The sequence below is a fragment of the Morganella psychrotolerans genome (assembly GCF_001676055.1).
Lineage (GTDB): Bacteria > Pseudomonadota > Gammaproteobacteria > Enterobacterales > Enterobacteriaceae > Morganella > Morganella psychrotolerans_B.
In genome coordinates this window covers 146,012-163,554 of sequence record NZ_LZEX01000046.1, presented here as the reverse complement: position 1 = coordinate 163,554, position 17,543 = coordinate 146,012, and the positions used below count along the sequence as shown (strand labels likewise).

The window sequence follows — 17,543 nt, the reverse complement described above, 5'->3', positions numbered from 1 at the left end:
CTCTCTGACTCAATTCTGAATAATAAATAGACCACGCAATCAGCGCGGTGGCTGTAATTCTGTCGGTACAGCATCTGCTGTCTTAATCAGGTTAATAAAATCAATGCCTTCCGGACTGAAAATAAACAGCGCGTAGTCTGTCGCCATTTTGATTTTGTCATCACGGGCAATTCCCGGGAAGCCCGGCATTGATCCACCTTTTTCAACCTGTTTAATCAAACCAACCTGATCAATCATCACGCTGCAGGCCAGCTGACCGTTCATCTCTTTCTGATCCATCCGGACCATATCGCCCTGATACGGACGGGAGGTGAAATAATCAATTCCGCCTTTATCCTGAACCGCCACACTGTACTGATTGGTGGATTTATCTAACCGCACCAGTCCGATATTCTGTGCATCGCCACGGACAGGCAGCTTATAAACACCGGTAAAATCAGGGCAATCTGCCTGTGTCTGTGCCGGTGGCAGAGGCGCGGCACAGCCGCTGAGCAGTATCGGGAGCAGTGCCGTTGCCAGCCAGAGTTTCCGCGTCATAATTATCCTTTTGTCAGTCCATTTTCCGGGTCCGGAACAGACAGATAGCTTATCATATTTTCGCCATCATCCGGAAAACGGAACCTCTGGTGCTGATATTGTCACCTTTCACAGAGTTATCTCATTGAATACATGCTGTTCATTCCCATAATGAATGGCTTTATTTTCCTGCTATTCATCACATGGATGATACACATGCCCCCTTTCACCCGTTATCTCCCGTTTCTGCCCTTTATTGTGATAGCCATCATTCTGTCTGTTTTTGTTTATCAGTTTGCACAAACCGATCTGCAGGGACGCTACCGGGAAGATAACCGGTTTATGTATTTTCTGCATACCGACAGTGATATCCGTGGTGTGCCGCGTATCTCAGGTGATTTTTATTTTGATTATTCACGGGGTGATAATGACACCATAATCAACAGCATTACCTTCACCGGCACAACACAAACCGGTGAAATCGGTGCTTATCTGAACACTCTCGGTTATGAACAAGTCCTGCGCCGCCTCGACGGAACAACGCTTTGGGAGCCCCGCAAAGGACGGGGAAAAAGCGATTTCCAACTGGAAACCGATGCACCCGCGGATACCGTCCGTCTGACCAAAACCCGCCGCTGACAAACTATTTTATCTTATCCCAGCGCACCAGATTCTCAGACACCACCGCCAGTAAAATGGCAACCAGCATACCGTTACCGAGCAACGGACGCAGTAATACAGGCAGGTCACTGATAAAAACAGCCGGCGGATTAATCAGAAAAATACCTGTAAACAGCGGCACCGCAAGACGGTAAATATTACGCGGATTAAGAACCGTTTTATCGACAAACGAGAGCGACGAAAACAGCAGCGGCAGATAGGTTGCCAGCATCACCGCACTGCCGATTGCCAGTGGCAGCCCGCTGAAAAAGAGCGTCAGCGGTGTAATCAGCCCCATCAGCAAAAACAATCCCGCGCCGACGACCAGCGAAGTCCGGCTGCTGTCATTGGTCTGGGTAATCAACCCGACTGATGATACAAAGGGCGCAAACGGCACGACTGCCAGCGGCGATGTCAGTAATGTCACGGTGCCGGTCACCATAAAACTGCGCCGGTACATTTTGCTGTTCTCCTGCAACCTGTCCATGTAAAACACATCCGTCGCACGGATAGCCCCGAAGGTATTACTGATATTCAGCAACCCGGTCAGAACACAGGTGATAATCACTCCCCAGCGCAATTCAAACCCGGCGGTATTCCCCAGTGGCAGCAGTTGCCACGTACCGGAAGTCGCATCACGGGCAGGCGGTGAAAATAACAGCACATACGCGCCCCAGCCCAGTAATACCCCAATCAGTAAGGCATATTTTGCAACGGACGCAGGCGCATAAATAATCAGCCCGAGAACCAGGAACAACGTCGCCAGCGCAAGGAAAAAGACCGGGTAATTCACACCGGCATCCGGCGGCATAATACCAAACGGCAGTCCCAGCATCCCTTTAAGAAAAATAGAAATAAGCTGTGCGCCCATCATAAACATAAACACAGCCATGACGGTCGGCGTAAAAATACGGGCGATCCGCGCCCCGGCACCGGTTATACCAATCACCAGCGTGATAAGTCCGGCACAGGCAATACCGATAGCGATATTTGCGCCGGTAACACCAGCTGAAGTGCCGAAAGAGGCTTCTGCCACAGAGATCCCCAATATAGTCGCCCACCACAGCCCGGTCGGCCCTTCCATAATTGCCCGCTGATGACCGGCAAATACCTGTACCAGGCTGCCCAGCGCCGTGGCAATAAAACTGTATTGTGTGATGGTCAGTGTCACCGCATCAGAGAGATTAAACGCAGATTGCAGCGTCGGCGGGATAAGCACCGTGTTACAGAAAATAAAGAAATACCACTGAAAACCGGAGAGCCAGTGGTCTTTGTGCATTTTGATCATGAGGTGACGCCTTTTGAATACGGAGACAGAATTATTTTTAGTATCGTGATAATGATCATACTATCAAAGTTCCGTAACGTCCCCCAGTGAGGTCATAATGAAACCATCCGTTGTTGTTTACCGCGATGTCCCTGATGATTTACTCGCCCGCCTGTCTGCTGAATGTGATGTTCACCGTGTCCCGGAGATTGATCCCTATATCGATCCGTCCGTAAAACCGCTGCTGGCACAGGCGGATGCTATTCTCGGCTCCGGCGGAAAAATTGACGCCCGTTTCCTGGCGATGGCGCCAAAACTGCGCGTGGCATCAACCATCACGGTCGGGTATGACAATTTTGATGTTACCGCCCTGAGTGAACACAATGTCGTACTGATGCACACTCCGGATGTACTGACCGAAACTGTCGCCGATGCCACAATGGCACTGGTGCTGGCAACAGCACGACGGATGATTATCAGCTCAGAGCGGGTGAAACGCGGAGAGTGGACACAAAGTATTACGCCGGACTGGTACGGGTGCGATGTTCACCATAAAACCATGGGAATTGTCGGCATGGGCCGCATCGGTGATGCGCTTGCCCGCCGGGCGCACTGCGGATTCGGTATGAATATTCTCTACCATGCCCGCTCCCGCCATGAAAAAACAGAAAACGCGTATCAGGCACAATACCGCTCATTGGATGCCTTACTGTCAGAATCGGATTTTGTTTGTATTACACTGCCGCTGACAAAAGAGACACATCACCTGTTTGGGCGCGAACAATTTGAAAAAATGAAACGCAGCGCCATTCTGGTGAATATCGGACGCGGTGCAGTTATTGATGAAGCTGCACTGGCACAGGCACTGACAGATAAGACTATCCTTGCCGCCGGTCTGGATGTCTTTGAACAAGAGCCGCTCTCCCCGGACTCCCCGCTGCTGTCGTTACCCAATGTGGTTCTGATGCCGCATATCGGCTCGGCAACACATGAAACCCGCTATGCGATGGCCGCCTGTGCTGTCGATAATGTGATCCGCGCCCTGAACCGGAATGTCAGCCAAAACTGTGTCAATCCTCAGGCATTGCAACACTAACCATCCCCTGCTTACACAGCAGATTATCGTAACCGGATAATCTGCTGTTGCATAACACTTTAAGCAACTCTCCGGAAATCGTAATTTCTATAATTATCAGATAAATACGATGGCATTCATCTCCGATATCGTTTGATCTATACACTATATTCCGGAATACGGATATTCAAGAATAGTCACGACAGTGTATTAAAGGTCAGCGTATGAAAAAAATCGGATTACCGCTTCTTTGTATTCCTTTGTTGCTTTTTGGTTTGTTTCTGTTCTTTCATGAGACAGGAAGGATTATTTATCATGAATCAGATACTTACCGATATTATCTGTATACCGACAGCGGCATTCGTAATGCCCCGCGGATAACAGATAATTATCAGTTTGAGTATATTCCGACGGAAGGGTCTATTTCAGAAATGAGCAGCATTGTGTTCCGTGATGCCGGGGATTCCGCCCCGCTGAAAAATTACCTGAGTAATGCCGGATATTATCTCTACCGGATCCAGGATCAGGGACAGGATGAGATCTGGCTGTCAGCACAGAATAATAAAGCACTTTATTCTCTGCGCTGGGATAAACAATCCGGGCTTATCCGTCTCTCCAGCGGATCACTGTAAAGCAGATGTAAAAAAGGCGCACGTGAACGTGCGCCTCAGATTGCTTATAAAGCAGAATATCAGGTTGTCAGCCCTGCGCGGACAGATTGCGCGGGGTCAATATGTGTCATCACACTCAGGACCTGCGGGTCGCGCCGGATATTCATTTCTGCGGCTATCGCAATCTCATGTCCCTCTTTGACAGTCAGATTTTCATCAATTTCAAGATGCACATCCACCAGCAGATAATCGCCGGACTTACGCGTTTTCAGATCATGAATACCTTCCACACCGGGCGTCGCCATGACAGATTCGGTAATTTTAGCAATCGTCTCTTCATCTGCACCACGATCCATTAAATCCTGGAGTGACTGCAGCGTAAATTTGATCCCCATCCGCAGAATAAACAACCCGACGATCAGGGCCGCTATCGGATCCAGAATCCGGTATCCCAGCAGACTGCCGGTGATACCAATCGCCACCACCAGAGATGAGGCCGCATCCGAGCGGGCATGCCAGGCATTCGCTTCCAGCATGTTGGATTTCACTTTACGCGCCACATACAGCATGTAGCGGAATAAACCCTCTTTTGCCAACAGCGCCAGCAATGCCACATATAACGCCACTGAATGAACTTCAGGGATCGTTTCCGGTGACATAATGCGGGAACCGGCTGTCCACAGCATACCGCCGCCAACGACCAGCAGCAGCACGCCCAGCACCAGCGAGGCGACGTTTTCGTAACGGAAATGCCCGTAAGGATGCTCTTCATCGGGTGCTTTACTGCTGCCCCGGTTGGCAATCAGTACCACAAAATCGGCAATCAAATCAGACAGGGTGTGAATACCATCAGCAATCAGCCCCTGTGAATGAGAAAATACCCCGATAACTATCTGCCAGACAGACAAAATCGCGTTTACCCAGACACTTATCCAGGTACTTTTTTTCGCTGCCGCAAATTTCATGTCCTGATTAATCACAGGGGTCTCATCTGTGATTTTATCCACATGTACAGGTATATTTGACATAATTTAATTCCACATTTATTTTGTGGTTAATAGTTCCGGTAAACGGATACGATAAATTAATACTATTTTAGTTCAGCGGGCGGATTTATGCCGTCCTTCAGAACAAAAATAAAAAAAACTACAGATAACAGTGAAATGTAAGAATAACAACACACTATTTTTGTGTCATATTTTACGGTAAGCAGTATGCCACAATAATTTAAAAACGTCTCCAATTTTATGATTTCATTTGGTTTTTATAATTGAGAATCATTATTCTTATCGCTTATAAAAACCATTATTCAGCCTGTTTCGTTAATTTATAATTTCTCTTTTTTAATTTATTTTTTTTAGTCTGATTACCCTGAAAATAAACGAGAGTTATTTTCATTCCATAAATTAAACAAGCTGACGCTATGATCACAACATATCTGTTCATTTTTTGCCATACTGGAAAATACCCAACGTCATTCAAGATGCAGGCAGGCGGCAAGGGAAGATAGACGGGGAGCATACACAAGTATGTGACCCGGCTGGCTGACCGAAGCCAACGAACCTGCAGTTTGAATGAATAAGGGTATAGAGTTCAATTAACAGGAGGCAATATGTACAACACAATTCTGGTTCCGATTGATATCCTGGAAGATGACCTGACCGACAAAATGCTGCCCCATGTGGAAGCACTGGCCAAAATTGATAATCCGAAAATTCACTTTCTGACCGTGATCCCGAATGTGGAAATGTTTTTTGGTGTGGAATATGCGTCACTGCCGGTCAGTCTGCGTGAATCCGGCGAGCGTATTGAATTAGCACTTGCAGCACTTCAGGACTTACTGAAAGGTATTTCTGTCCCGGCACGCCAGTACACTCTGCACGCCGTCATCGGCTCGGCAAAAAATGAAATTCTGTCTTATGCCAAAGAGATTAACGCTGATTTGATTCTGATGGGCTCTCACCGCCCCGATGCTGCGACGTTTTTACTCGGCTCAACAGCGGCAGGTATTGTCCGTCACGCCAAAACCTCCGTGATGGTTGTCCGGTAACCCCGGATAAATAATCATATAGCCAACGTCATTCAGGCTGCAGGAAGGCGGCAAGCTCCGATTGCCGGGGAGCATACACAAGTATGTGACCCGGCAGGCGTAGCGCAGCCAACACACCTGCGGTTTGAATGAATAAGGGTATCTCAGGATTCCGGTAAATCAAAAATATGCTCCGCCAAATAATCCACAACCGTATCCGGCAGGCAATTTACCGTGGTAATTAATTTATCACCTTTATACACAGTTACACCGCCGTCATAACGGCTGCCGGTATAACCGGAAAAAATTTGATAATGGTAATCACCATTCATAAAATTAAGTTCATAGCTGCTTGCCGTGCCGGTATCCGTATCCGCTGCACGGGTATTTAAATAGTTTGATGTCAGCTGAGCGGGTGCACGATCTATTGAAATATCCGCACCTTTGCCGATTTTACCAAAGCTGTAGTTATAACGTCCGTCCTTGAGTATCACATCAATCACTTTTTTGTCTTTATTCACACAGTGAAAAACCGTGACCGTATGTGAAGCGGCAGCAGCGGGCAGCGCCAGACACAATGCAGAAGACAGCACGCCTGCAATAATAAAAACTTTATTCATCAGAAAAATCCTTCCGGGGTGAATATAAAAAAATAACTCAGGCACGTTTTAACTTATCCGTGTTCGCCAGATATAACGCCACGATCAGCACCAGTATAGATAATGTATGCAGGAATGTTGCCATCGCATCAGTATGATCAACAATAATCAGGCGTACCATCGCCGTGATCCCGATATAGATAAAATAGCGCAGCGGAAAGTGATAGCCGGATAAAAAATATTTCACAATTAAGGCAATAAACTCAAAATACAAAAAATAGGTCACAATACTGTCTAATAATAAATAGGTCGTTTTTTCCTGCACGGAAAAAACTAATCTCATCAGCGTCAGCGTCTCTTTTCCCATAAAAATAATCAGGAGTACGCCGAGCATCAGCAGAGCAATATTTAAGATCCATTGCAACGCAGTGGCAATCTGGCGGGATGGCTGAAATTCCATAATTAGTATCTCTGTAAAAATAGTATCAGTAAGGCTCACAAACAGTGAGGTATTTAGTGTACGACGAAATCATTACAGAACAGAATAAAAAAAACACGGCCGGAGCCGTGTTTCTGAAGAGAAGAGTAATACTGTTATTTCGCAGGCGCATCCGCCAACTGGTTATCCGTACTCCAGATACGATATTTAACATCCACATCTTTCGGCGCATAAACCACAACCGGCAGACGGCTGTTGTAACGGACAAAAGCATCGTCACCCATATTTGCGCTGACAAATGCCTCGTGCTTTTCATTATTCAGGCAGCCCATCATAGTGGACATCGGCCCGGTTAATTCGCCGGTTTCATAATAATCATAACCAAAACCTTGTACCGTTTTTTGTGTCAGGCTGCCGCCAAACCACTGGTGATTACAATCCACCATCTGTTTTTTACCGATCACAAGTTCAATTTTATACAGCCCTTCATCCGCTTTCGGCTCAACCGCAATCACATGACGAACCATATCAGATGCAGCCTGCGGGAAATGTTTCAGCTCACTCATCCCGTTGTCGGTTTTAACTTCAATCAGTGGCACGGCTTTCGTTGCGTCAGTTTTCACAATCTTCATTGGCACCTGTGTCGTTGATTTTGTGTCTTCCGCATAAGCGCCGGCGGCAACAAGCATCGCCATAACAGGAAGAATTAATTTTTTCATCAAATAATCACCTTATTTTATAAGTATATTTAATTATGAACTCATCTCACAATCTTCATACTAACTGATAAGAACATTATAATAAGCATTAGTTCATTGCCAGATGAAAAGACAGATTACTCTTATAATCCAGCGCATAATAACGACAAAAAACAGATAAACCAGTGTATTAAACCAATAAGCACACACCCGGGCATTGATGTTATCAATGTTACCGGGAGTTCTATAATGTAAATATGCCATTATGATCACGGTTATAACGACATGTTCCATGCAATTCAGTGCGCGTTTGTTATACTGAAAAGGCTACATTCCCCGTCAAACAGGAGGTTCTATGCCACTTGATCAACAAGCCCTTATCGTACAGCTTAAAGATTCAAATCCTCGTTTTGCCGCACTGTACCTGAAGCATCACCAGTTGAATGATGAAATTGCCAAACTTGAAGGCCCGAATGGCGCAGGATACAACGATAGTGTTGCCCGTCTCAAAAAAGAAAAATTGCATGCTAAAGATGAGATGCAACGTATCCTGGAAGAGTGCCGGTAATTTCACTTCACTGACAGATAACGCCTGTCACAGGCGTTATCTTATGTCTCTTTGTTTCACATCTGATTTCACAATAAACTGACCTGACGCAACCTATTGCGCCCCAAAAGATGCATAATATTTACATCTTTAATAAACAACCGGGGTTATTATGTCTGATAAACCATCCGTTCATGGTCATGAAGTGATGAATATGATCATCGACAGCGGCAAAAACTACACCACAGAATCACTGATTGCGGATATTCACGCAACATTTGGCACAGATACACGCTTTCATACCTGTTCTGCCGACAATATGGATGCAAAAGAATTGGTCAGTTTTCTCGCTGCACGCGGAAAATTTACCAGTAATGAAGAAGGGTTCAGCACGTCAGCGGATAAAATTTGTAACCACTGATTTGTAACCATTGAGTTATATGAAAAAACCGCTATCACCTCAGAAAACACATAAAATGAGGGATAGCGTTTCCTTTGACAGGAAAAAGAAGGGTTATTGTGCGTTTTCGTCGCCCATCCAGCTGTCGTCTTCCCAGATATTCTGAATGGTATCCATCAGTACCTGTTTTTCATCAGCCGATTTCATACCGGAAATGTTGATAGCAGTCTGACTGCTTTGCCCGATACGAAATTGCATCTCCGGGTATTCCGGCAGGATCAGACGTTTTAACTGCACTTCAAGTGATTGGAGTACATGCTCAGGCACCGCATTCCGTTTATCTAATAAGATTTCAATACGCATGATGTTGCTCCCGTGAACTGTATGCATGTACAGTATTTTATTTTGAAATAAAAAGAAAGCTAATTTTAAGCATATTATTAAAATTTATTATTTCATTGCTGTGTAAAAGAGGAAAAACGATGTCCGGAAAACGTATTTCGCGGGAGATAGCGACGGTTACCCGCATGGTTGCGCTTTATGAGCTCAAACATCCGGCACCGGCAGACGCGCCGGCGTATTACAGTGAACTGCTGATTTATGCCACAAAACGTCTGGAAAAATGCCGCTACGGGGAAGATAAACCCGCCTGTAAACAGTGCCCGGTTCACTGTTATCAGCCCAAACCACGGGAAGAGATGAAAACGATTATGCGCTGGTCAGGACCGCGGATGCTGTGGCATCACCCGATCCTGGCTATCCGCCATCTTATTGATGATAAAAAACCGGTTCCGCCCCTGCCGCCCCGCATCAGGACGCCCCGGGACTGATGTCATCAGGTTTGTTGTGTGCGGTAATCTGCCTGTGAGATTTTATACAGCACATGCGTTTGCAGCGGATGCCCTTCCGGCAATGCCGGATGAGCAAAGTCACGCTCATAGTGCATACCAATTTTTTCCATCACCCGGGCTGAGGGGCGGTTTACACTTGCGGTAAATGCCACAATCTCCGACATATCAAGCTCAGCGAAGGCATGATGCAAAACCGCTTTTGCGGCTTGTGTTGCATATCCTTTCCCATGAAACTGCTTTGCCAGACGCCAGCCAATCTCCGTACACGGACTGAAATCAAACTGTAATTTCGGGATATTCAGACCGGTGAACCCGGTAAACGCCCCGCTGCTCTTTTCTTCAACAGCCCAAAATCCGAACGTGTTTTGTTTCTCAAAACGGCGGATAATTTCATCTGCCAGCGCATCACTTTCTGCGCCACTCAGACAAGCAGGGAAAAAACGCATCACATCAGGAGAGCCATTCAGTGCCCGGAATGGTGCATAGTCTTCAGGCTTCCACGGACGCAGGCGCAGATCAGGAGTATCAAGAATAATCATGGTTTCCTCCGGTAATGTTGTAATTGAAACCTACCGGAGAAGTATACCCGTCACACTTCAGGATGCACGGGTGTTGACTGCATCCTGAAGTGTGACGGGTATAACGAATGAATACAAAAACGATGTAATTAAACGTTTTTGAAGACAGACGGTACTTTCTGCGGCTCTTTGCCTTTCGCGGCAGAGGACTGCTGAGATGATGATTTCTGCGGCTCAGGTGCTTTTGTCTGCTGCGGTTCCGGCTTTTGTTCCTGCTTCAGATCCTGTACCGGTTCAGATGCCGGCTGCACTTTTAGCGGTTCAGGACGGGACATCTGTGGCACAGCGGTCGTTTTACTTCCCGCAGGAGCAACATACGGCTCAGACTGACCAATAAAAATCCCGCCTTTACGGATAGAAAAATTAGATGCACGACAGATGCCGTTCAGCTCGCCATGCTCCAGAATCTCCAGTTGCTCCACACTGCAGGTGCCGCTCAGGACGCCGTCAATCAGCAGTGTTTCCGCAATAACATCGCCATCCACCACACCGGACTGCATAATGCTGACGGTTCCGGAACGGGCTTTAATCTGACCTGTAATTTTACCCCAGATTTGCAGATTACCACTCAGATCGATATCCCCTGTCAGACGGGTTTCTTTGCTGATAACAGTTGGCTGGCGGGATTCAAGGGAAGCCAGCGGACGCGGCTGCTTTTCATCACCACGAACAGACAATAACTGAGAGATTTCATTTGCCTGAGCATTGATCTCTGCTGCTTTCTTCTCTTCAGCTTCTTTGGTTTTCTGTGCAGGGACAGCTGCAACTGCCTGCTCAGTCGCCTGTGTTTCAGCTTGTTTTTTCTTTCCGAACATGGATTGTTTCCTTTTCCTCTTCGAGATAACCATCGTTAAACAGATAACGGCGACAATACCAACTAAGTACACCGGCCAGAATTTGTGCCCGGTTATCGCCGCGTACAATAACAATCCCCATAAAAACCACAAGGATGTCAGTAAAATATTGAGCATGGCAGACCTATAGTGATGGCATTCCTGCTTTTCGGGAAATACGGTCATTATTGTAAACAGGTGCAGCTCCGGTAAAGACCGGATTAAGACGAGTATCGGTATGTAATTGAGGAAATAAGGAAGAGACAGCGGCGACAACATATAGATACACTCCGGTATCCGATGACAGCATCCCTTCAATATAATCCGTCACCGCCATCTCTGAGTTCAACCTTACTGAAGATAGCGGGACAAAAATATCACTATTGCATCCGGATTTTATCTCTATCAACCCATTGTCGTCGTTCGGATTTTTCCGTCTTCCATTTGTATACGGTATTCTGCCAGTGCATCCGACTCTTTAGGTTCATGTGTAACCAAAACGAGGGTAATCCCTTCATCTTTCAGCAGATTAATCTGTGACCATAACTGTTTGCGGGTCGTCCAGTCCAGTCCGGAGAAAGGTTCATCCAGCAAAAGGAGTGACGGAGAGGAAATAAGCGCCCGCGCCAGTGCCACTCTTTGCTGCTCTCCGCCGGAAATCTGATGCGGATAACGTGCAGCCAGGTGCGCCACGCCCATTTTGTTCAGCAACGCACATGCCTGTTCTTTATCCCGGCGCAGACCTGCGGCATACTGCGCCAGGCGCAGATTGTTCAGTACTGTCAGCCAGGGGAATAGCCAGAGCCGCTGATTCAGATAGCGGCAGGGGCGTTTCCAGACAGGCAAAGTATCCAGTGCTGTGTCACCCAGACGGATAGTGCCCTGATAGGATTGATAGCCGGCAATACAGTTCAGCAAGGTTGTTTTACCGCTGCCGGACGGACCACAAACCGCACTGCATTGTCCTTGCGGCAGATTCAGCGAGAGATCCCGCAGGATCCCCGCACTCAGATGTTCAATATGCAGCATGAGATGTCTGCCTTTTCAGCCGGTGCAGCGCAAACAACAGAACAATCGCCAGCGCCATCAGGATAAGCGCACAGCCCAGCGCGAGAGAAAAATCACCACTGGCGATATTGAGATAAACCGCCATCGGCAGTGTTTCTGTTTTAAACCGGGTAGCCCCCGCCAGCATCAGTGTTGCCCCGAATTCGCCCAGCGCGCGGGAATAAGCCAGGATCCCGCCGCTGAGCAGACTTTGCAGACACAACGGGATTTCCACCAGCAATAACGTTTTACCGGGCGTGAGCCCCAGATTCATCGCCGTGCGCACATACGCCGGATCCACTGACGAAAATGCCCCCTGCGACGCGCGGTAAAGTACAGCACAGGCAACATAGGTCTGCGCAATAATCACACCGACAGGTGAAAACAACCAGCGACTGAGTTGCGGAAAAAGACCGGAGAGTGGCCCCTGACTTCCCAGGAGCAGCAACAGTCCGATACCAATAACCAGCGGCGGTGTCACCAGCGGAATATCAAGCAGTGCATCAGCTATCCGTTTTCCCGGGAAATTACCCCGCACCATCACCCAGGCTGCCGGAACCGCTATCAGAAATGCCAGCACAAGTGATGTTAAAGATGTCGCCAGCGACATCATCACCGCAAAGTGAAACTCAGGCTCAGTAAACAGCTGCCCTAATAGTGATGGCGTTACCTGAAACAATAATGCCATCAGTGAACCGACAATCAGGGTCAGCAACAGCAGCAGAGGCAACAGCGCCCATTTCATAGCCATATATATCAGGTGCCATTCAGGATGCAGGCAGACGGTAAGCTCCGTCCGCCGGGGAGCACAGGCAAACTATGCGGCCCGGCGGGCTTCGTTCCGCCAACTGACCTGCTGTTTGAATGAATAAAGGTGTACATCAGGAGGAGCAGACGTCAGCGGGATTCAGCCGGACGAACCGGCAGAAAACCATAATCCGTAAATGCTTTAATACCTTCCGGTGAACTGAAATACGCGGCAAGACGTTTTGCTTCTTCAGGTGCGGCACTGGTACTGAGTACGGCCAGTGTTGCCACTTCTTCGGGAGCCCCTTCCGGTGATGGCAGGACAAGCAATTTGTCCTGATTTTTCATAGCATCTGCCCGTCCGATAACCGCCGCATCCACTTCACCATTGAGCAGATACATGGAAAGGTGCTTAATCGTCGCCGCACGGACAATAACTTTGTCACGCAGCACATCGCCATAACCGCTCGCATCCAGTAGTAACTCGCCACTGCGCCCGAGCGCGATAGCTTTCGGGTCCCCCATGCCGATACGCAGATTACTGGCTGCCAGGTCCGCTACAGTTTTAATTCCGTCCGCTTTATCCCTGCGTACAGCAATAACCGGAATATGCCGGACAATCGGATGACTTTCCGTCACCAGATTCTCTTTTTGCAGTTTTTCCACATAGTCAGCTGACCCCGGAAAAAAAAGATCGCCCTGCTTTGTCAGTTCAAACCGGGTCAGAATTTGCCCGGAACCACCGTACTCCACGGCGACTTTATTGCCGGTCTCTTTTTCAAATTTATCAATAATTTTTTCTACCGGAGGACGAAGACCCGCTCCGGCATACATGTGTAATTGTGCTGCTATTGCAGCCGGAACAGAACAACAGAGTAATAATGCGGAAAGCATCAGACGACGTGACATAGAAATCTCACCCAATCGTTATATATTTTTTTACATAATGATTAAAACCGGCTACATAAGCAAGGAATAAAACGCGCCGGAAACAGAGAGCGTATTGCGAGACACGATCACGCAAAATCAGTGATATTTTGTATTTCCCGCCTCCGTCTGCTCTGTGACTGCAGCCAGCATCATACCGGCCTTTTCTGCCAGTGCCTCATAACCGGGCTGTGTTTTTGCCAGTAACTCCGCGCATGTAAATGCCTGTTTAGCCGTACTGAATTCTTTCATATGAAGTAAGCACTCACCTGCATGGAGCAAAAAACGCGGATCTGACGGTGACATCAGTGATGCATAACTGTACGTTTCCAAAGCCTGGTGATAATGCGCCTGATGCTGACGGCAGGCACCTAATGCGAGAAAAAGCCGGGTATCATAATGATTAAGAATACACAGTACCTGAAATAATCTCTCAGCATCCTGATATTTACCTGCCTTATAAAGATCGCATGCAACGGAATATATTTTTTTTTGATTCATCCTCAGATATATTTTTCAGCATGGTTAATATACAATCTTCAGAAACAGACTCATTCCGTTCTGTTTCAATGTTATTATCGGTAACTTCCATATTACTTTCCTTTAATTACAGCGCTCTTGATACACTTTTAAATCATACGTCAGTTTTTTTAATAAACATGGCAAATACTTAAATTGATGAGTTATCTATATTACTCAACTTTCAACCTGACACTCTGTTTAGCAGGTAATTCCAAAACTAGTTGATAATGGCTGAAGTCAGAGAGAGCATTATGGTCAGCCGCGCTAGCATTTTATTATATTACTTATGGTATCCTGCATATATTCTGAAAACAAAAAATATTATTAGCCAGAGTTTTATTTATTATTTATCATGAAAAGTATAATAAAGTACAAGTTTCTTATTTTATGTCACTATTCATCCGTGAGTTTATAACTTAATCGACTTTCATTCTTTCAAGAAGTTTAATGTTCATCATCGGAAGCCCCCCTGATAAGAAAAAACCGGTAATGACGTAAATTCCTGCTCAATAAACTGTTTTACATAACGGCGGATATCCCGTATCACCCGATATGACTGCCAATCTGACCGGTTTATTTCAGTCAGACTGACGCGGAGATGTCGTTTTTGTTTCACTTTTCCCGGCTCTGTACTAAAAATCGATATCCGTAATATCTCTCCACAGAAAAGCATTAAAACATCATATCACTGAGTAATGCTTCCCCCGCAACCCCGGAATTAATCGCAGAAATACTGTGCCGACCGGAAAAAAATGATTCAGACAAAACCTGATTAACCGATTAACGCTACAACAATAAGTTGTAAATAAAAACAATAACGCAACATTAAATGACATAATCAATACAACACATGATAACTCATTCGTGAAAATTACGTTATTTTCATTTTAATTATTTCTGACCTGCTATTCACCCTGATTTTGTTAAAAAATATAAATTATAATTATTTTTTTTGTTATGTTATTATTAAAAATCCATCTTTTTGCGCCAAACTATTTAACAAAAGCATCTAATTAATAATTGATCAATCATCTGATTATGCTTTTATTTATTCATAATGTGAATAAAGAACCAACCAAAGCCATAAATAAAGCCATTAATGCCATAAATTTGCGCATAGAAGTAGAAAGCATCCTGATTAGCTATATAATTATCTATATTGAATGGATTGAATCTGTTCCTTTTATTACACAGCATTTTTCACTCAGAGATGCCTATGAATTTATATACTTTACCTGATATTGATACTATCAGCATACAGCCTGTGATTATTGATTCATCCGATTTCAATATTATTGAACAGAAGGAGAAAGGATTGTATATTCTTATTTCCGGTTCAATGAAATGGCAGGACTGCACAAGCACTTTTACATTGAATAAAAATGAGGTTATCTTCTCAAATCAGGGAAGCTATGCTTATCAACATATATCCGGCCAGGTTTGTTTATTATGGATACCATTAAGCAACAACTTTTTACGTGATTTTCTTCAGCGGTTTTCTGATACTCTGAGCCATTTGCAGCGGATTACAGAACCAACATCCGGTATTATCTTTTTTTCACATTCAGATATGATGGAAGACAGTATTGCAGGTTTGTATCATGCTCATCAGCATAATACACCCGCTGCACTAATGAAGTTAAAGCTGGAAGAGTTATTACTCATTATCGCGCTCAGCGAACAAGGAATACGGTTAATGTCCGTATTACGTCAATTAAGTAATCGCCAGGCTGAGCGTTTACAGATATTCATGGAAAAATATTACCTTAATGACTGGAAGTTAAATGAATTTTCCAAAGAATTCGGTATGGGACTGACAACATTTAAGGAATTATTCGGCTCTGTTTATGGCACATCACCACGAGCCTGGATAAGCGAACGCCGGCTTTTATTTTCTCATCAGCTATTGCTTAACACACAGATGAGTATTGTGGATATTTCAATGGAAGCCGGATTCTCAAGCCAATCCTATTTTACACAAAGTTACCGTAAGCGCTTTGGGTTTACACCAAGTAAAACCAGGTCTAACCAGGTCTAACCAGGTCTAACCACGTCATCTGACGAATAGTGATAAAAAGGTAAAATAAAAATCACACTAATATTATAACAGTTTTGCTAAGCTATCCTTTTGATGTATTTTATATTTCACCAGAGGAAATCATGCTTAATAAAACTAAAGATAATGTATTTTTATCCGATATTGAAATTCATGCTTTTGATGAACTATACGATGAAAACCATTTATTATCAAAATATATTTGTCGTGAAAACATAGATAAACTAAAAAAAAACAGCGTGGTTTAGGCGAAAGAAAAAATGGGGTATACCTTTCAGATATAATGATTTAACTATAATAAGAGAATCTATACGTCATCACCCTGATAATTGGGTAGATTATCTCGTTGAGACTATCCGGTTATCAAAATCACGTTATTGGAATGACTGGCTGATTACAGAAACCTATGAACATTGGTTAAATAATAACTATAGTGATTTAAATGTATTGAAGAAAAAATATAATAAATATACTACCACACGAAATCAATTATCTGCCTTGATAATACTTTATAAAAATAATATGACGCTGATCGGGGAAAACAGAATTACACAAACGGAACAGAAATTAGCAGATTGCAACAACAGCTTGTCTCATCTGAAAATGAATATAGATACACTTAGCCAGTCTGTTCCGTTTACCCGCCGTGATTTTTATGATGCATTACGTGCTGCTGTTTATTACAACGATAAACAGCAATATACTGATATCCCGGATGAGTTAAAAACTGTTATTGATTCCATTCTGTTACTGAAAGAAAATGATAATAATGAACTCCTGCATAAATTATTGTATCAACGAAATATCTGTCTGCGTGGTGACATACTGTGCTGGAACTGACCTGATACGGAAAAATATTATCTGGCAGGGCATTATTTGGCAGGGATAGTAATATCCCTGCTTTTTTCTGTTTGTTTGACTGTGTCTTTTACATCAGATGAGCTCTGTATTTTATTGCAAACAATACTCCGTTATCTTAGGTGTTCCCAGCAATGCTTATATCATCATAGAAATCTATTGATGACAGCTCAGTAATCACTGACGAATATATAAAAAAAATCAGATTCACTGATAAATACGCTTCTGTCTGACCGTGTTATTCTTGATTTTACGTTATCAGTACAACCAATTGGCGTAACCA

Annotated in this window: 23 protein-coding genes; 10 read left to right on the top strand and 13 right to left on the bottom strand. The window is 44.9% G+C overall.

Annotated elements, in window-relative coordinates:
• Nucleotides 1-39: 39 nt before the first annotated feature.
• Nucleotides 40-537 carry a hypothetical protein gene (locus AYY17_RS20730; RefSeq protein ID WP_067427135.1) on the bottom strand — a complete coding sequence of 166 codons (498 nt, stop codon included), beginning with the start codon at nt 535-537 and terminating at the stop codon, nt 40-42.
• A 195-nt stretch (nt 538-732) separates the two neighbouring features.
• Between AYY17_RS20730 and AYY17_RS20725 the strand changes: the two genes are divergently transcribed.
• Nucleotides 733-1,155, top strand: coding sequence for a hypothetical protein (locus AYY17_RS20725; protein WP_067427132.1), 423 nt, complete (start codon nt 733-735; stop codon nt 1,153-1,155).
• A gap of 4 nt (nt 1,156-1,159) precedes the next feature.
• On the opposite strand, the gene AYY17_RS20720 is transcribed toward AYY17_RS20725, so the two are convergent.
• Nucleotides 1,160-2,464, bottom strand: coding sequence for a uracil/xanthine transporter (locus AYY17_RS20720; RefSeq protein WP_067427128.1), 1,305 nt, complete (start codon nt 2,462-2,464; stop codon nt 1,160-1,162).
• 97 nt (nt 2,465-2,561) lie between these two features.
• On the opposite strand from AYY17_RS20720, the gene ghrB reads away from it, so the two are divergent.
• Together ghrB and AYY17_RS20710 are read left to right on the top strand one after the other, a co-directional pair.
• Entirely contained in the window at nt 2,562-3,539 is a 978-nt protein-coding gene (ghrB, locus tag AYY17_RS20715) for a glyoxylate/hydroxypyruvate reductase GhrB (RefSeq protein WP_067427125.1), read from the top strand.
• A gap of 203 nt (nt 3,540-3,742) precedes the next feature.
• On the top strand, nt 3,743-4,150 hold the full coding sequence (locus tag AYY17_RS20710) for a hypothetical protein (protein WP_067404865.1): 408 nt from the start codon (nt 3,743-3,745) through the stop codon (nt 4,148-4,150).
• Nucleotides 4,151-4,209: 59 nt separating this feature from the next.
• Here the strand turns inward: AYY17_RS20710 and AYY17_RS20705 are convergent, their stop codons facing one another.
• On the bottom strand, nt 4,210-5,157 hold the full coding sequence (locus tag AYY17_RS20705; RefSeq protein WP_067427122.1) for a cation diffusion facilitator family transporter: 948 nt from the start codon (nt 5,155-5,157) through the stop codon (nt 4,210-4,212).
• 584 nt (nt 5,158-5,741) lie between these two features.
• Here AYY17_RS20705 and AYY17_RS20695 point away from each other — a divergent pair.
• On the top strand, nt 5,742-6,179 hold the full coding sequence (locus AYY17_RS20695; RefSeq protein ID WP_067404859.1) for a universal stress protein: 438 nt from the start codon (nt 5,742-5,744) through the stop codon (nt 6,177-6,179).
• Nucleotides 6,180-6,322: 143 nt separating this feature from the next.
• On the opposite strand, the gene AYY17_RS20690 is transcribed toward AYY17_RS20695, so the two are convergent.
• From AYY17_RS20690 to eco, 3 genes are all read right to left on the bottom strand, one after another.
• The gene (locus AYY17_RS20690; protein ID WP_067427116.1) at nt 6,323-6,778 is read right to left on the bottom strand and encodes a hypothetical protein; all 456 of its coding nucleotides are present in this window, start codon (nt 6,776-6,778) and stop codon (nt 6,323-6,325) included.
• A gap of 37 nt (nt 6,779-6,815) precedes the next feature.
• On the bottom strand, nt 6,816-7,217 hold the full coding sequence (psiE, locus tag AYY17_RS20685) for a phosphate-starvation-inducible protein PsiE (protein ID WP_067404856.1): 402 nt from the start codon (nt 7,215-7,217) through the stop codon (nt 6,816-6,818).
• 134 nt (nt 7,218-7,351) lie between these two features.
• Entirely contained in the window at nt 7,352-7,915 is a 564-nt protein-coding gene (gene eco, locus AYY17_RS20680; RefSeq protein WP_082981468.1) for a serine protease inhibitor ecotin, read from the bottom strand.
• Nucleotides 7,916-8,249: 334 nt separating this feature from the next.
• On the opposite strand from eco, the gene AYY17_RS20675 reads away from it, so the two are divergent.
• Nucleotides 8,250-8,462: a DUF465 domain-containing protein gene (locus AYY17_RS20675; protein ID WP_067427113.1), complete on the top strand. Its 213-nt coding sequence runs from the start codon at nt 8,250-8,252 to the stop codon at nt 8,460-8,462.
• Between the two features lie 151 nt (nt 8,463-8,613).
• A complete protein-coding gene (locus AYY17_RS20670; RefSeq protein ID WP_067427110.1) occupies nt 8,614-8,862 on the top strand; it encodes a YecH family metal-binding protein in 249 nt (82 codons plus the stop codon).
• 93 nt (nt 8,863-8,955) lie between these two features.
• Here the strand turns inward: AYY17_RS20670 and AYY17_RS20665 are convergent, their stop codons facing one another.
• On the bottom strand, nt 8,956-9,204 hold the full coding sequence (locus AYY17_RS20665) for a DinI-like family protein (protein ID WP_074401152.1): 249 nt from the start codon (nt 9,202-9,204) through the stop codon (nt 8,956-8,958).
• Between the two features lie 119 nt (nt 9,205-9,323).
• Here AYY17_RS20665 and AYY17_RS20660 point away from each other — a divergent pair, with 119 nt between their 5' ends.
• A complete protein-coding gene (locus tag AYY17_RS20660) occupies nt 9,324-9,671 on the top strand; it encodes a nitrous oxide-stimulated promoter family protein (protein WP_067427107.1) in 348 nt (115 codons plus the stop codon).
• Nucleotides 9,672-9,676: 5 nt separating this feature from the next.
• Here the strand turns inward: AYY17_RS20660 and AYY17_RS20655 are convergent, their stop codons facing one another.
• The 6 genes from AYY17_RS20655 to AYY17_RS20625 form a co-directional block, all read right to left on the bottom strand.
• Nucleotides 9,677-10,231: a GNAT family N-acetyltransferase gene (locus tag AYY17_RS20655; RefSeq protein ID WP_067427104.1), complete on the bottom strand. Its 555-nt coding sequence runs from the start codon at nt 10,229-10,231 to the stop codon at nt 9,677-9,679.
• 128 nt (nt 10,232-10,359) lie between these two features.
• Nucleotides 10,360-11,289, bottom strand: coding sequence for a bactofilin family protein (locus tag AYY17_RS20650; protein WP_162271126.1), 930 nt, complete (start codon nt 11,287-11,289; stop codon nt 10,360-10,362).
• 219 nt (nt 11,290-11,508) lie between these two features.
• Nucleotides 11,509-12,132 (bottom strand): ATP-binding cassette domain-containing protein, encoded by a 624-nt coding sequence (locus tag AYY17_RS20640; protein WP_067427094.1) that lies wholly within the window; start codon nt 12,130-12,132, stop codon nt 11,509-11,511.
• Nucleotides 12,119-12,901, bottom strand: a complete 783-nt coding sequence (locus tag AYY17_RS20635; protein WP_412779029.1) for an ABC transporter permease — start codon at nt 12,899-12,901, stop codon at nt 12,119-12,121. The genes AYY17_RS20640 and AYY17_RS20635 overlap by 14 nt, the downstream gene beginning before the upstream one ends.
• 146 nt (nt 12,902-13,047) lie before the next feature.
• Complete coding sequence (gene modA / locus AYY17_RS20630) at nt 13,048-13,806, bottom strand: molybdate ABC transporter substrate-binding protein (RefSeq protein ID WP_067427221.1); 759 nt, start codon at nt 13,804-13,806, stop codon at nt 13,048-13,050.
• A 117-nt stretch (nt 13,807-13,923) separates the two neighbouring features.
• A complete protein-coding gene (locus AYY17_RS20625; RefSeq protein WP_082981465.1) occupies nt 13,924-14,325 on the bottom strand; it encodes a SycD/LcrH family type III secretion system chaperone in 402 nt (133 codons plus the stop codon).
• Between the two features lie 1,237 nt (nt 14,326-15,562).
• Between AYY17_RS20625 and AYY17_RS20610 the strand changes: the two genes are divergently transcribed.
• From AYY17_RS20610 to AYY17_RS22490, 3 genes are all read left to right on the top strand, one after another.
• Nucleotides 15,563-16,384 (top strand): helix-turn-helix transcriptional regulator, encoded by an 822-nt coding sequence (locus AYY17_RS20610; RefSeq protein WP_067427086.1) that lies wholly within the window; start codon nt 15,563-15,565, stop codon nt 16,382-16,384.
• A gap of 122 nt (nt 16,385-16,506) precedes the next feature.
• Nucleotides 16,507-16,650, top strand: a complete 144-nt coding sequence (locus AYY17_RS21675; protein ID WP_156656751.1) for a hypothetical protein — start codon at nt 16,507-16,509, stop codon at nt 16,648-16,650.
• Nucleotides 16,651-16,924: 274 nt separating this feature from the next.
• Nucleotides 16,925-17,242, top strand: a complete 318-nt coding sequence (locus AYY17_RS22490) for a hypothetical protein (RefSeq protein ID WP_067427083.1) — start codon at nt 16,925-16,927, stop codon at nt 17,240-17,242.
• The last annotated feature ends 301 nt before the right edge of the window (nt 17,243-17,543 follow it).

What these genes read in the sequence shown, in the direction of transcription:
- AYY17_RS20730 (WP_067427135.1), bottom strand. Translation starts at nt 537, where the DNA reads ATGACGCGGAAACTCTGGCTGGCAACGGCACTGCTCCCGATACTGCTC.
- AYY17_RS20725 (WP_067427132.1), top strand. Translation starts at nt 733, where the DNA reads ATGCCCCCTTTCACCCGTTATCTCCCGTTTCTGCCCTTTATTGTGATA.
- AYY17_RS20720 (WP_067427128.1), bottom strand. Translation starts at nt 2,464, where the DNA reads ATGATCAAAATGCACAAAGACCACTGGCTCTCCGGTTTTCAGTGGTAT.
- ghrB (WP_067427125.1), top strand. Translation starts at nt 2,562, where the DNA reads ATGAAACCATCCGTTGTTGTTTACCGCGATGTCCCTGATGATTTACTC.
- AYY17_RS20710 (WP_067404865.1), top strand. Translation starts at nt 3,743, where the DNA reads ATGAAAAAAATCGGATTACCGCTTCTTTGTATTCCTTTGTTGCTTTTT.
- AYY17_RS20705 (WP_067427122.1), bottom strand. Translation starts at nt 5,157, where the DNA reads ATGTCAAATATACCTGTACATGTGGATAAAATCACAGATGAGACCCCT.
- AYY17_RS20695 (WP_067404859.1), top strand. Translation starts at nt 5,742, where the DNA reads ATGTACAACACAATTCTGGTTCCGATTGATATCCTGGAAGATGACCTG.
- AYY17_RS20690 (WP_067427116.1), bottom strand. Translation starts at nt 6,778, where the DNA reads ATGAATAAAGTTTTTATTATTGCAGGCGTGCTGTCTTCTGCATTGTGT.
- psiE (WP_067404856.1), bottom strand. Translation starts at nt 7,217, where the DNA reads ATGGAATTTCAGCCATCCCGCCAGATTGCCACTGCGTTGCAATGGATC.
- eco (WP_082981468.1), bottom strand. Translation starts at nt 7,915, where the DNA reads ATGAAAAAATTAATTCTTCCTGTTATGGCGATGCTTGTTGCCGCCGGC.
- AYY17_RS20675 (WP_067427113.1), top strand. Translation starts at nt 8,250, where the DNA reads ATGCCACTTGATCAACAAGCCCTTATCGTACAGCTTAAAGATTCAAAT.
- AYY17_RS20670 (WP_067427110.1), top strand. Translation starts at nt 8,614, where the DNA reads ATGTCTGATAAACCATCCGTTCATGGTCATGAAGTGATGAATATGATC.
- AYY17_RS20665 (WP_074401152.1), bottom strand. Translation starts at nt 9,204, where the DNA reads ATGCGTATTGAAATCTTATTAGATAAACGGAATGCGGTGCCTGAGCAT.
- AYY17_RS20660 (WP_067427107.1), top strand. Translation starts at nt 9,324, where the DNA reads ATGTCCGGAAAACGTATTTCGCGGGAGATAGCGACGGTTACCCGCATG.
- AYY17_RS20655 (WP_067427104.1), bottom strand. Translation starts at nt 10,231, where the DNA reads ATGATTATTCTTGATACTCCTGATCTGCGCCTGCGTCCGTGGAAGCCT.
- AYY17_RS20650 (WP_162271126.1), bottom strand. Translation starts at nt 11,289, where the DNA reads ATGACCGTATTTCCCGAAAAGCAGGAATGCCATCACTATAGGTCTGCC.
- AYY17_RS20640 (WP_067427094.1), bottom strand. Translation starts at nt 12,132, where the DNA reads ATGCTGCATATTGAACATCTGAGTGCGGGGATCCTGCGGGATCTCTCG.
- AYY17_RS20635 (WP_412779029.1), bottom strand. Translation starts at nt 12,901, where the DNA reads ATGGCTATGAAATGGGCGCTGTTGCCTCTGCTGCTGTTGCTGACCCTG.
- modA (WP_067427221.1), bottom strand. Translation starts at nt 13,806, where the DNA reads ATGTCACGTCGTCTGATGCTTTCCGCATTATTACTCTGTTGTTCTGTT.
- AYY17_RS20625 (WP_082981465.1), bottom strand. Translation starts at nt 14,325, where the DNA reads ATGAATCAAAAAAAAATATATTCCGTTGCATGCGATCTTTATAAGGCA.
- AYY17_RS20610 (WP_067427086.1), top strand. Translation starts at nt 15,563, where the DNA reads ATGAATTTATATACTTTACCTGATATTGATACTATCAGCATACAGCCT.
- AYY17_RS21675 (WP_156656751.1), top strand. Translation starts at nt 16,507, where the DNA reads ATGCTTAATAAAACTAAAGATAATGTATTTTTATCCGATATTGAAATT.
- AYY17_RS22490 (WP_067427083.1), top strand. Translation starts at nt 16,925, where the DNA reads ATGACGCTGATCGGGGAAAACAGAATTACACAAACGGAACAGAAATTA.